The following is a 12,145-nucleotide window of genomic DNA, read 5'->3' as shown; positions in this document are numbered from 1 at the left end:
TCCCCTCCACGGTCCCACGGGAGTCCTCCGCCCGGAGTGCGCTGACGGTCGAGGACGCGCGGCGTCAGCGGGCGAAGGGTCCCTCCAGCGCCGCCCACTGCAGCAGCATGATGGTCTTCGCGTCGGCGATCTCCCCGGTGCGGATCATCTCCAGGGCCCGGCGGAAGGGCAGTTCGAGGATCTCGATGTCCTCGCCCTCCTCGCCCAGGCCGCCGCCCTCGTGGGTGCGGGTCGACGGGCCGTAGGCGGCCGCGTAGAAGCTGACGCGTTCGGTGACCGAGCCGGGGCTCATGTAGACGTCGAAGACGTGCCGGACCGCGCCGATGGTGTGGCCGGTCTCCTCCACGACCTCGCGCCGGACCGCGATCTCGGGGTGCTCGTCCTCGTCGTCGAGCAGGCCGCCCGGCGTCTCCACGAGCATGCCGTCGGGGTGGCCGTTGACGTACACCGGGAAGCGGAACTGGCGGGTGAGCAGCACGGTTTCCCGGTCGGCGTCGTAGAGCAGCATGGTGGCCCCGTTGCCGCGGTCGTGCGTCTCGCGTTCCTGGGTGGTCCAGGTGCCGTCGGCGTGCCGGAAATCGAAGGTCGTGGTCCGCTCGACGTACCAGTGGCTGCTCAGGAGCTTCACGTCGCGGACCCTGACACGGGGGTTGCCGGTGAGGTCCCGGCCGGTGCGGTCGAGCCCGGTGCGGCCCCTGCGGTCGGGCGTGTCGATTCCGGCGGTCATCGGGCACCGGCCGGACGGAACGGAAAGATCGAAGAGGTCATGCCCCCGCTTCTACCATCCGGGGGCGGTGAGGTGCGGCGCCTTTTCCGACCGGCGCGTATCGCGCGGGGCGCAGGGCTCCCATGGGGCGCAGGGCTCGAAGGGGCGCGCAGGGCTCGAAGGGGCGCGGCGCTCACGGGTCGCCGAATCATGACGTGTCCGGGACTGCCGGCCGGACCGTGGGGCGGGAGACAGTGGGAGTCCGTCCTCGTGGGCCGCGAGGACGGAGGCGGCGGTGGTCCGCAGGGCACGCACCTCACGGGGGAGGACACATGGAAGCAGGCCGGGACGTACGGCACGCGATCGTGGCCGGGGCCGGGATCGGTGGTCTGGCCACCGCGCTCGCCCTCGGCCGCGGGGGATGGCGGGTGACGGTGTTGGAGCGGGCCGCGGCCGTCGGGGAGATCGGCGCGGGCATCCAGCTCAGCCCGAACGGGGTGCGGGTGCTGAACTCCCTCGGCGTGCTGGACCGGCTGCTGCCCACGACGTTCCGTCCCGAGGCGGTCGAGATGCGGCTCGGCCGCTCCGGCCGGCGCGTGTTCCGCATCGAACTCGCCGAGACCGCGGTACGGCGGTGGGGCGCGCCCTACCTGCACGTCCACCGAGCCGACCTGCTCGACGCCCTGCTCGCCGGGACGGCCGGCGGCGACCTGGACATCACGCTGCGCACCGGGTCGGCGGTGCGGGACTACGAGCAGGATGCGGAGCGGGTGACGGCGGTGCTCGACTCGGGAGAACGGGTCGGCGGCGCCCTGCTCGTCGGCGCGGACGGGATCCACTCGGTGATCCGCCACCGGATGCTGGGGGCCGGCGATCCCCGGTTCACCGGGCACGTCGCCTGGCGGGTCACCGTCCCGGTCGAGCGTCTTGGGGCCGCCGTGCCGCCGCCCACCGCGTGCCTGTGGGTGGGCGACCGGCGGCACGCCATCACCTACCGGCTGCGCGGCGGGGCCCTGGCCAATCTCGTGGCGGTGGTGGAGCGCGACGCGTGGCGGGGCGAGTCCTGGACCGAGCGCGGCACCCGGCAGGACGCGCTGGCCGACTTCGAGGGCTGGCACCCGACGGTCACCACCGCCCTGCGGGAGGCGGACGCGCATTTCCGCTGGGCGCTGTTCGACCGCGATCCCCTGGAGGACTGGGTCGACGGGCGCGTCGCGCTCCTCGGTGACGCGTGCCATCCGATGCTGCCCTATCTCGCGCAGGGCGCCACGATGGCCCTCGAGGACGCCCGGGTACTCGCCGACCGGCTCGAACACACCGACGACGTGCCCTGGGCGCTGCGGTCGTACGCCGCCGCTAGGCGCCCGCGCACCGCACGGGTCCAGTCCGGTTCCCGGCAGAACGGGCAGCGCTTCCACCGAGAGGGCCGCTTCGCCCACGTGCCCTTGTGGTTCCTCGGAAAGCTCGCGCCGCGCACGTACCATCGCCGGCTGGACTGGCTCTACGGACACCGTGTGCCGTGATCGCCCACCGCCCTGACGGAAAAGGTCCCCGCAGGCTTCCGCCTGCGGGGACCTTCGCACCGTCGGGACGACAGGATTTGAACCTGCGACCCCTTGACCCCCAGTCAAGTGCGCTACCAAGCTGCGCCACGTCCCGGTGCGCGCCACCCGCGGTGAACCGCGTGATCGCGCGAACAGCACTTTACCCCACACCCCTGGCCGCGCCGAAAGCGGCCCGGGCGGGACAATCGGCGTATGGGCAGCACAGGAGAGACGCACTCGGACCGGACGGGCGGCGCGCGGGACCGCGACGAGGAGGGCCGGGCGCGCAACGCCCGGCCGCGGGACGGTCTGGGGCGTCCCCTGCCGTACGGCGCCGACGGCGTGCCCCGGCAGCCGGAGGGCGTGGTCCGCACGCCCGAGGAGACCGTCGTCGAGGCGCAGCGCCTGTTGGACGAGGGGAAACCGTTCCACGCGCACGAGGTCTTCGAGGACGCCTGGAAGTCCGGCCCCGAGGAGGAGCGGGAGCTGTGGCGCGGCCTGGCGCAGCTCGCCGTGGGTCTCACGCACGCCGCCCGCGGCAACCTCAACGGCGGCGCCCGCCTGCTGCGGCGCGGTGCGGGCGCGGCCGAGGCGTGGGCGAGCGGCCCGGGTCGGACACGGCCGCACGGCATCGACGTGACGGCGCTGGCCGCCTGGGCGCGCGCCCTGGCCGGTGACGTCGAGCGGGAGGGCCGGCCGGTGGACGCACGGGAGCGGGCACCCCGGCTGCGCGGCCCGCGGCCCGGACCCGGACCCGGACCCGGAGCGTGACGCACCGCCCGCACCACAGGAATCAGTGACGCACCGCCCGAACCACAGGGAACCGGTGACGCACCGCCCGCACCGCAGGAACCGGTGGAGCACCGCCCGCGCGCAGGAACCGGTGATGCACCCCCGAGGCGCAGAAACCTGTGGAGCCCCCCGAGGCCCGGTGCTCCACCGCTTCCCGGGACGCGGTGGCGGACCGTCCGCGCGCGTGCGGCACACTCGGGGCGTGCGAAAGATTCATGTCATCGGTATCGGCGCGGGCGACCCCGACCAGCTCACCCTCCAGGCCGTCAGGGCGCTGCGGAGCACGGACGTGTTCTTCATCCTGGACAAGGGCGAGGTGAAGGCGGATCTCACCGGGCTGCGGCGGGACATGCTCGACACGCACGTGCCGCAGGGCACCTACCGGGTCGTCGAGGCGCGTGACCCGGAGCGGGACCGGCGGGCCGGCGGCGCCGCCTACTCCCCCGCCGTCGGGGACTGGCGCAGCGCCCGGGCCGACATCTACGAGCGGCTGATCGCCGAGGAGCTCGGCGAGGACCAGACCGGCGCGTTCCTGGTGTGGGGCGACCCCTCGCTGTACGACAGCACTCTGGCGATCCTGGAGGAGGTGCTGCAGCGCGGCACCGTCGCCTTCGCGTACGACGTCGTCCCCGGCATCAGCAGTGTCTCGGCGCTCGTCGCCCGGCACCGCACGGGGCTCAACCGCGTCGCCCGGCCGGTGCAGATCACCACGGGACGGCGGCTCGCGGAGGGCTTCCCGGAGGGAGTGGACGACGTGGTGGTGATGCTCGACGCCCACCAGGCGTTCCACCGCTACGTGGACGAGGACCTCGACATCTACTGGGGCGCCTACATCGGCACCCCGGACGAGATCCTGGTCTCCGGCCCGATCGCCGAGGCCGCCCCCCGCATCGAGCGGCTGCGCGCCGAGGCGCGTGAGCGCAAGGGCTGGATCATGGACACCTATCTGCTGCGCCGGCACCCCCGCGACTGACACGACTGGGGCGCACGACACCGGGCACCCGTGCGGACGTTCTGGCATGCGCACGTAGCCCACAGGTGTGAAGGTGACGACGTGACCGTCGTGGAGGAAACCGCCCCGCCCGCCTCCCAGCCGCCGGTGCTGGACAGCCGCCGCCGCAACGTCGTCTTCGTGACGATCGTGCTGGGGATGCTGCTCGCGGCGCTCGACCAGACCATCGTCGGCACCGCGCTGCCGACCATCGTGTCGGACCTGGGCGGGGCCGAGCACATGTCGTGGGTGGTCACCTCGTACCTGCTGGCGGAGACCGTCGCGACCGTGCTGGTCGGCAAGTTCGGCGATCTGTTCGGCCGCAAGCTGGTCTTCCAGGTCTCGGCGGTGGTGTTCATCACGGGTTCGTTCCTGTGCGGTCTGGCCACGAACATGTCGCTGCTGATCGCCTGGCGGGCGATGCAGGGCATCGGCGCGGGCGGGCTGATGGTGACGTCCATGGCGCTGATCGCGGACGTGATCCCGCTGCGGGAGCGCGGCAAGTACCAGGGCGCGATCGGCGCGGTGTTCGGGGTGGCCACCGTCGTCGGACCGTTGCTGGGCGGGCTGTTCACCGACCATCTGACCTGGCGCTGGGCGTTCTACGTCAACGTGCCCATCGCGATCGTGGTCGTCGTGGCGGCGGCCCGGACCATTCCGGTGGTGAAGTCGGTGGCCCGGCCCGTCATCGACTACCTGGGCATCGCGCTCGTCGCGGTCGGTGCCAGCGCGCTGATCCTGGCCACGAGTTGGGGCGGCAACGAGTACGCCTGGGGCTCGGGGGTGATCATCGGGCTGTTCGTGGGCGGTGTGGTCGCGCTGGGACTGTTCTGCCGGGTGGAGACGCGGGCGCGCGAACCGATGCTGCCCATGCGGCTGTTCGCCAACCCGGTGTTCACGGTCTGCTCGGTGCTGAGCTTCATCGTCGGCTTCGCGATGCTCGGCGCGCTGACGTACCTGCCGACGTATCTGCAGTACGTCGACGGCGACTCGGCCACGGTGTCCGGCGTGCGGACGCTGCCGATGGTGGCGGGGCTGCTCATCGCGTCGGTGTTCAGCGGCACGGTGGTCAGCCGGACCGGCCGTTACCGGCTCTTCCCGATCGCCGGCTCGCTGGTGATGGCCGCCGGCCTGTTCCTGATGTCCCTGATGGGGCCGGGCACGGGCGCGGGTCTTGAATCGCTCTACATGTTCGTGCTGGGGAGCGGCATCGGGCTGAGCATGCAGGTGCTGACGATCGCCGTGCAGAACACGGTCGACTACGCCGACCTCGGCACCGCGACGTCCGGCGTCACCTTCTTCCGTACGCTGGGCAGTGCGTTCGGCACGGCGGTGTTCGGCACGATCTACACCAACGCGCTGGCATCCAACCTGCGCGCGGGCGTCGCGGGCGCCGCGCAGGCCGGTGAGGTGGACCCGGCCACCCTCGGCAGGGCCGCGACCAGCCCGGAGGGCGTGCACGACCTGCCGTCGGCCACGGCCGCCCCGATCATCGACGCCTACGCCGACACGCTGCAGACCGTGTTCCTGTGGACCGTGCCGGTCGCGCTGCTGGGCTTCCTCGTCGCCCTGTTCCTCAAGCAGGTCCGGCTGCGCGACACGGCGCGGACGGGGTCGACCGACCTGGGAGAGGGGTTCGCCTCGCCGCACGGCGCCGACTCCCGGCGGGTGCTGGAGGCCGCCGTCGGGAAGATCATCGGCGGTACGGACCTGGACACCACGCGCCGGATCGTCCTGGAGTCCGACACCCGGCTGGACGTGGCCGGGGCGTGGGCCGTGATGCAGGTCGAGCTGTTCACGCGGATGGTCGGGCACGCCAGCCTCGGGCTGATCGCCGCGCGGCGCCGGATGCCGCCCGAGGTGCTGCTGCCGGTGTTCGAGCGGATGGTCGAGGAGGGGTTCCTGACCCGCCACGGGTCCGTGCTGTCGCACACGGAGGCCGGGGCCCGGGAGGCCGCCGTCATCAGCAGGGCCTGGGCGGCGTGGCTGGAGGACCGGCTGGGGCAGGACATCGGGCGGCCGACGGACGCCGACCTGCGGGTCGCGGTCGACGCGATCGCCAAGCGGCTGCTGGTGGAGGACCTGAGCCAGGGCCTGCCGGCCCGGCCCGCGAAGACCCTGGCGCCCAGTTCGGTGTGACGCCCCGAGCGAGTCCCGGCCCGCGGGTGCGGGCCCTCGGCAAGGGCGGGTGTACTGGGCAAGGTCGGGTGTCACTGGGCAGGGGCGGGCGTTGCCCGGTCGGGTGCGGGCGACTCCCGGTCCGATGCGAGCCTCACTCGGCGGGGTGCGGGCGACCCCCGGTCGGATGCGAGCCTCACTCGGCGGGGTGCGGGCGACCCCCGGCCGGGTGCGAGCCTCACTCGTTGGGGTGCGGGCGACCCCCGGTCGGATGCGAGCCTCACTCGGCGGGGTGCGGGTGCCGCTGAGTCCTCAGGACGCTCCGCACCCCAGTCGTTCCAGCACACCCTCCACATCGGGCACCGCCGTCACGCCCTCGGGCAGTGGTGGCCGCCCGACCACCACGACCGGCAGGCCGAGGTCCCGGGCCGCGGTCAGCTTGGCCGCCGTGGCCGCTCCCCCGCTGTCCTTGGTCACCAGGACGTCGACGCGGTGCTCGCGCAGGAGGGCCGTCTCGCCGGGCACGGTGAAGGGGCCCCGGGCCAGCAGCACGTGCGTGTCGGGCGGCAGCGGCGGCTCGGGGGGATCGACCGACCGCACCACGAAGTGCAGTGCGCTCAGGTGCGCGAACGAGGCGAGGCCCAGACGTCCCGTGGTGAGCAGGACCCGGCGGCCGAGACGGGGCAGCAGGTCCGCCGCCGCGTCCAGGGAGGGAACCGGGTGCCAGCGGTCCCCGGGGCCGGGCCGCCACCCCGGGCGGCGGAGCACCACCGCCGGTACCCCGGCCGCGGCGGCGGCCCGTGCCGCGTTGGCCGTGATCGACGCGGCGAAGGGATGCGTGGCGTCGACGAGCGCGGTCACCCGCTCCCGCCGCAGCCATCCGGCGAGGCCCTCGGCCCCGCCGAAGCCCCCGACGCGCACCTCCCCGTCGAGCGCCCCCGGCCGTGCCACCCGCCCCGCCAGGGAGGTGGTGACGCGCAGGCCGGGGCGTGCGGACAGGGCGCTGGCCAGGGCGCGGGCCTCGGCCGTGCCGCCGAGGATCAGGACGTGAGGGGTCACGGCGTCGAGCGTACGAGGCCTCGTACGGCGCGCGGCGGGGCGGGTGCGGACCGGCGGGCGCGGCCCGCGGTGGTTATGGTCCTGGCATGGAGTCCGTGCGTGCCGTGCTCGTGGACATCGACGGGGTGCTGACCGTCTCGTGGCGGCCGCTGCCCGGCGCCGTGGCGGCGCTGCGGGAGATCCGGGAGGCCGGGTTCGCGGTCCTGCTGGTGACGAACACGACCTCACGGACCCGCGCGTCCATCGCCGGGACGCTGGCGGAGGCGGGGTTCCCGGTGTCCGCCGAGGACATCCTGACCGCGCCCGCGGCGACCGCCGCCCACCTCGCCGAGCACTCTCCCGGTGCCCGGTGCGCCCTGCTGAACAGCGGCGACATCGCGGCGGACCTGGAGGGTGTGACGGTGGTCGGCCCGGCGGACGGCGACGCCGTGCCGGACGTGGTGCTGGTCGGCGGGGCCGGTCCCGAGTTCGGCTACGAGGCGCTGGACGAGGCCTTCGGACATCTGCAGCGCGGGGCGCGGCTGGTGGCGATGCACCGCAACCTGTACTGGCGTACGGCCGAGGGGCTGCGGCTGGACTCCGGGGCGTTCCTGGCCGGTCTGGAGCGGGCGGCGCGGGTGGAGGCCGAGGTCACGGGCAAACCGGCCCGGGCGTTCTTCGAGGCGGCGCTCGCCCGGCTGGGCACCGGCGCTCAGGAGGCGGTGATGGTGGGGGACGACGTCGAGTCCGACGTCCTGGCGGCCCAGCGGGCCGGCATCACCGGGATCCTGGTGCGGACCGGCAAGTTCCAGCCGGAGGCGCTCGACGCCGCCGACGGCACGCCCGACCATGTGATCGACTCGTTCGCGGACCTGCCGGCGCTGCTGCGGGAGTGGGCGCGGCGGCGGTAGGGCGGCGTTCAGCGCAGCAGGAGCTGCAGTCCGCCGACGACGGTCGCGGCGATCACCAGCTGCTCGAACAGCCGCTGGTCGATCCGGTCGACCGCCCACTTGCCGAGCAGGGCACCGGGCACGACGAACGCCACCAGCGCCAGGTCGAGCAGGAGCGAGCGGCCGTCGATCAGGCCGAGGCCGGCGCTGAAGGGCAGCTTGGAGACGTTGACGATCAGGAAGAAGAACGCCGAGGTGCCCAGGAAGCCGAGCTTGCGGAAGCCGGCCGACAGCAGGTACATCGACATCACGGGGCCGCCGGCGTTGGCGACCATGGTGGTGAAGCCGCCCAGCACGCCGTAGGAGCGGGCCTTGAGGCGGCCCGAGCGGGTGGTGACCGACTCCGGTTCCTCCTCCGCGTCCGCCGTACGCCTGCGATACACCGTCACGGCCGCCATCAGCAGCAGGATCGCGCCGATGGAGGTCCGTACGATCGCGTCGTCCGCCCACACCAGGAACAGGGTGCCGACGACGACGCCCGCGGCGACCGCCGGGAACAGCCGCCACAGCGTGGGCCAGTGCGCGTGCCGCCGGTAGGTGGCGACGGCGAGCAGGTCCCCGGCGATCAGGATCGGCAGCAGCACGCCGGTGGAGGCCCGGGCGGGCAGCACGGCGGCGAAGATGGCGAGGCTGACCGTGTTGGCCCCGCTCACGGCGGTCTTCGAGAAGCCGACGAGCAGGGCCGCGAAGGCCAGGGCGGCGAATTCCCAGCCGGTGATGTGCCAGAGCGTCATGGTGTTCATGCGAACACCGATGCTATGTGCAACGAACGGGCGGGGTAAGCGCCGTCCGTCTGGTGGGCCGCCCGGTCCGGGCCGGCTCAGGGCCGTTCGACCAGCACCGCGCTGCCCTGCCCCACGCCGACGCACATCGTGGCCAGTCCCTTGCCGGCCCCGGTGCGCCGCATGCGGTGCAGCAGCGTCGTGAGGATGCGGGCGCCGGAGCAGCCCAGGGGGTGGCCGAGGGCGATGGCGCCGCCGCTGGGGTTGACCAGGTCGGGGTCGATGCCGAGCGCGTCGACGCAGGCCAGGGCCTGGGCCGCGAACGCCTCGTTGAACTCGGCCTCCTCCAGGTCGCCGATGTCCCAGCCGGTCCGGGCCAGGACCTTGCGGGTGGCGGGGACCGGGCCGATGCCCATGACGTCGGGGTGGACGCCTGCGGAGGCGCCTGCGACGTAGCGGCCGAGGGACTCCAGGCCCAGGTCGTTCAAGGCCTCCTCGCTGACCAGCAGCAGTCCCGCGGCTCCGTCGTTCATCGGGGAGGCGTTGCCCGCGGTGACCGTGCCGCCCTGCCGGAAGACCGGCTTCAGCCGGGACAGCTTCTCGTAGGAGGTGTCCTCGCGGACGCACTCGTCGGTGTCGACGACCACGCCGTCGGGGCGCTCGACGGGCAGCAGTTCGTCGTCGAAGTGGCCGTTCTTGCGGGCGAGGGCGGCGCGTTGGTGGCTGCGCAGGGCGAACTCGTCCTGGCGCTCGCGTCCGATGCCGTGGCGGGCGGCGACCTCCTCGGCCGTCTCACCCATGGACAGCAGGCCGTGCAGGTCCTTCATCGCCGGGTTGACCAGGCGCCAGCCCAGGCGGGTGTCGACGGTCTCGATGCGGTGCGGCAGGGCCTCGTCGGGGCGGGGCAGCACGAAGGGCGCGCGGCTCATCGACTCCGAGCCGCCCGCGACGACGACGTCCGCCTCGCCGGCGGCGATGGTGCGGGCGGCCGTGGTCACGGCCTCCAGACCGGACGCGCACAGCCGGTTGACGGTGGCGCCGGGGACGGACTCGGGCAGCCCGGCGAGCAGGGCGGCCATGCGGGCGACGTTGCGGTTGTCCTCGCCGGCCTGGTTGGCGGCGCCCCAGTAGACGTCGTCGACACGGGCGGGGTCCAGCGCGGGCACGTCGGCGACGAGGGCGCGGACGACGGTCGCGGCGAGGTCGTCGGGCCGTACCGAGGAGAGGGATCCCCGCAGTCTGCCGATGGGGGTGCGGCGAGCGGCCGCGAAGTGGACGGGACGCACGAGAGGGCTCCTCACACCGCCTGTTAATTAGCACTGCTAGTTTCGGATGATAGCCCCTCGGCCCGCCGCTGGGAAGATTTCGGTGGCCGAAGCGGCTCCTGAACGGTGTTCTCGCAGGCAGGGGCGGCCGCTGTGTGGGTCCGGACGCGCGTTTGCACCCGTGGGCCCGGGGCACCCGCGCGGGCATGGAGTGGTTGCGGAGCGCCGCCTGCGTGGACGAGGACCCCGAGTTGTTCTTCCCCGTGGGCACCGCCGGCCCCGGCCTGCGGGACGTCACGGCGGCCAAGCGGATCTGCGCGCGCTGCCCGGTGACCGACGCCTGCCTGAGCTTCGCGCTCGGCAGCGGTCAGGCCTCGGGCGTGTGGGGCGGGACCTGCGCGGACGAGCGCGACGCGCTGCTGCGGACCACGAACAACGACGCGACGAGGAGAAGCACCCTATGACGGCTGTGAGGAGCACACTGCCCGACGACGCCCGCAAGGTCGCCTGTGAGGCACTCCAGGACACCCTGGTGGATCTGCTCGGACTCTCGCTGATCGGGAAGCAGGCGCACTGGAACGTGGTCGGGCCGCGGTTCCGGTCCATCCACCTGCAGCTGGACGAGGTGGTGACGGCCGCGCGGAACTTCGCCGACACGGTCGCGGAGCGGTCCGCGGCGCTCGGCGTGCCGCCGGACGGCCGCCCGGAGACCATCGCCAAGGCCTTCACGCTGCCCGCCCCCGAGGAGGGCTGGGTCCGCGACGAGGACGCCGTGCGGGTGATGGTGGAGTCGCTGCAGGAGGCGATCGGACGGCTGCGCGAACGCGTCGAGGCGACCGAGACGGCCGACCCGGTCACCCAGGACCTGCTGATCGCCGTCACGGCGGAGCTGGAGAAGCAGCGCTGGATGTTCGACGCCGAGAACTTCCCCGGGCGGAGCTGACCACCCCGGCGGATCCGGCGATCCGGCACGAAGACCGACGGCGTACGGAAGGGGCAGACGATGACCGACGCCCTCGAACTCGACGCGCTGTGGGAGGACTTCCACCGCGTGGTGAACATGACCTCGCAGGAACTTGCGGCCTGGCTGCGGGTGCGGGACGCCGACGAGGCGACGGAACCGCTTCCGGAGCAGGCCGGCACGCCCACCGGGCAGCACGTCCTGGCGATCCTGCAGAAGCGGCGTACGGACCTGACCGGGGACGACCTGCGCGTGATGCGCAAGGTCGTGGACACGGTCACGGAGCAGGCGGACCTGGAGAACGAGCCCGAGCCCGAGACCACGGCCGAGGACACCCGCCGCCGGCACCGGCTGATGACGCTCGGCCACGACCCGCTCAAGGGCTAGCCGTGGACCGCCGGGAGCGGGTCGTGCACGCGCTCCTCGACGCGCACGGCAGGACCTTCGCGGACGAGGCGGGCATCCGGCTCAAGGACACGCCGCAGCCGCTGTACCGGCTGCTGGTGCTGTCGCATCTGCTCAGTGCCCGCATCCGCGGTTCGATCGCGCTGGCCACCGCCCGTGCCCTGCACGAGGCGGGGCTGCGCGATCCGCGCCGGATGGCCCGGGCCGCCCGGCGGGACCGGGTGGACGCGCTGGGCCGCGGCGGCTACCGGCGCTACGACGAACGCACCGCCACCCAACTCGGCGACGCCGCCCGGCTGCTGAACGAGCGCTGGGGCGGCGACCTGCGGCGGCTGCGCCGGGAGGCGGACGGCGAGGTGCCCGGACTGCGGCATCTGCTGCAGGAGTTCCCGGGCATGGGGCCCGCCGGTGCGGACATCTTCCTGCGCGAGGCTCAGGAGGTCTGGCCGGAGACGGCACCCTACCTGGACGCCAAGGCGCTGCAGGGCGCCGAGCGGCTGAACCTGCCGAAGGATCCGGAGCGGCTCGCCGCACTGGCCGGGGACTCCGGCACGGCCGCGCTGGCCGCGGCGCTGGTACGGGCGGCGGTCGACAAGCAGGTGGCCGAGGACACCCTCCGCCGCGCCGGATGACCGGCACCCCGTTTCCGCCGC

At 73.6% G+C, this 12,145-nt stretch carries 13 protein-coding genes and 1 tRNA gene; 9 read left to right on the top strand and 5 right to left on the bottom strand.

The annotated features are described in order from the left end of the window. Nucleotides 1-64: 64 nt before the first annotated feature. The gene (locus ACPXCS_RS01475; protein WP_425946049.1) at nt 65-727 is read right to left on the bottom strand and encodes an NUDIX domain-containing protein; all 663 of its coding nucleotides are present in this window, start codon (nt 725-727) and stop codon (nt 65-67) included. A gap of 311 nt (nt 728-1,038) precedes the next feature. Here ACPXCS_RS01475 and ACPXCS_RS01470 point away from each other — a divergent pair, with 311 nt between their 5' ends. After that, nucleotides 1,039-2,229 (top strand): FAD-dependent monooxygenase, encoded by a 1,191-nt coding sequence (locus ACPXCS_RS01470; protein ID WP_425946048.1) that lies wholly within the window; start codon nt 1,039-1,041, stop codon nt 2,227-2,229. Nucleotides 2,230-2,291: 62 nt separating this feature from the next. Here the strand turns inward: ACPXCS_RS01470 and ACPXCS_RS01465 are convergent. Next, nucleotides 2,292-2,365, bottom strand: a tRNA-Pro gene (locus ACPXCS_RS01465). A gap of 98 nt (nt 2,366-2,463) precedes the next feature. Here ACPXCS_RS01465 and ACPXCS_RS01460 point away from each other — a divergent pair. From ACPXCS_RS01460 to ACPXCS_RS01450, 3 genes are all read left to right on the top strand, one after another. Further along, complete coding sequence (locus ACPXCS_RS01460; protein WP_425946047.1) at nt 2,464-3,021, top strand: DUF309 domain-containing protein; 558 nt, start codon at nt 2,464-2,466, stop codon at nt 3,019-3,021. Between the two features lie 223 nt (nt 3,022-3,244). Next, a complete protein-coding gene (gene cobF, locus ACPXCS_RS01455) occupies nt 3,245-4,015 on the top strand; it encodes a precorrin-6A synthase (deacetylating) (protein WP_425946046.1) in 771 nt (256 codons plus the stop codon). Between the two features lie 81 nt (nt 4,016-4,096). Next, nucleotides 4,097-6,172 (top strand): MDR family MFS transporter, encoded by a 2,076-nt coding sequence (locus ACPXCS_RS01450; protein ID WP_425946045.1) that lies wholly within the window; start codon nt 4,097-4,099, stop codon nt 6,170-6,172. A 291-nt stretch (nt 6,173-6,463) separates the two neighbouring features. On the opposite strand, the gene ACPXCS_RS01445 is transcribed toward ACPXCS_RS01450, so the two are convergent. Beyond that, nucleotides 6,464-7,210: a cobalt-precorrin-6A reductase gene (locus ACPXCS_RS01445; RefSeq protein ID WP_425946044.1), complete on the bottom strand. Its 747-nt coding sequence runs from the start codon at nt 7,208-7,210 to the stop codon at nt 6,464-6,466. An 86-nt stretch (nt 7,211-7,296) separates the two neighbouring features. On the opposite strand from ACPXCS_RS01445, the gene ACPXCS_RS01440 reads away from it, so the two are divergent. After that, nucleotides 7,297-8,100, top strand: coding sequence for an HAD-IIA family hydrolase (locus ACPXCS_RS01440; protein WP_425946043.1), 804 nt, complete (start codon nt 7,297-7,299; stop codon nt 8,098-8,100). Between the two features lie 8 nt (nt 8,101-8,108). On the opposite strand, the gene ACPXCS_RS01435 is transcribed toward ACPXCS_RS01440, so the two are convergent. Together ACPXCS_RS01435 and ACPXCS_RS01430 are read right to left on the bottom strand one after the other, a co-directional pair. Continuing rightward, nucleotides 8,109-8,882 (bottom strand): sulfite exporter TauE/SafE family protein, encoded by a 774-nt coding sequence (locus tag ACPXCS_RS01435; protein WP_425946042.1) that lies wholly within the window; start codon nt 8,880-8,882, stop codon nt 8,109-8,111. 77 nt (nt 8,883-8,959) lie between these two features. After that, nucleotides 8,960-10,147, bottom strand: coding sequence for a thiolase family protein (locus tag ACPXCS_RS01430; protein WP_425946041.1), 1,188 nt, complete (start codon nt 10,145-10,147; stop codon nt 8,960-8,962). Between the two features lie 185 nt (nt 10,148-10,332). Between ACPXCS_RS01430 and ACPXCS_RS01425 the strand changes: the two genes are divergently transcribed. The 4 genes from ACPXCS_RS01425 to ACPXCS_RS01410 are packed head-to-tail and all read left to right on the top strand — an operon-like array spanning nt 10,333 to nt 12,124. Further along, a complete protein-coding gene (locus ACPXCS_RS01425; RefSeq protein ID WP_425946040.1) occupies nt 10,333-10,590 on the top strand; it encodes a WhiB family transcriptional regulator in 258 nt (85 codons plus the stop codon). Continuing rightward, nucleotides 10,587-11,069 (top strand): Dps family protein, encoded by a 483-nt coding sequence (locus ACPXCS_RS01420; protein WP_425946039.1) that lies wholly within the window; start codon nt 10,587-10,589, stop codon nt 11,067-11,069. Before ACPXCS_RS01425 ends, ACPXCS_RS01420 begins: the two co-directional genes overlap by 4 nt. Nucleotides 11,070-11,129: 60 nt before the next feature. Next, nucleotides 11,130-11,474, top strand: coding sequence for a DUF3140 domain-containing protein (locus ACPXCS_RS01415; protein WP_425946038.1), 345 nt, complete (start codon nt 11,130-11,132; stop codon nt 11,472-11,474). Nucleotides 11,475-11,476: 2 nt separating this feature from the next. Continuing rightward, nucleotides 11,477-12,124, top strand: a complete 648-nt coding sequence (locus tag ACPXCS_RS01410; RefSeq protein ID WP_425946037.1) for an endonuclease — start codon at nt 11,477-11,479, stop codon at nt 12,122-12,124. Nucleotides 12,125-12,145 lie beyond the last annotated feature (21 nt).

This window comes from Streptomyces sp. DT190 (assembly GCF_049846985.1).
In the GTDB taxonomy this organism is placed as follows: domain Bacteria; phylum Actinomycetota; class Actinomycetes; order Streptomycetales; family Streptomycetaceae; genus Streptomyces.
The sequence above is the reverse complement of the archived record's forward strand: the minus strand, read 5'-3'. Positions and strand labels throughout refer to the sequence as shown.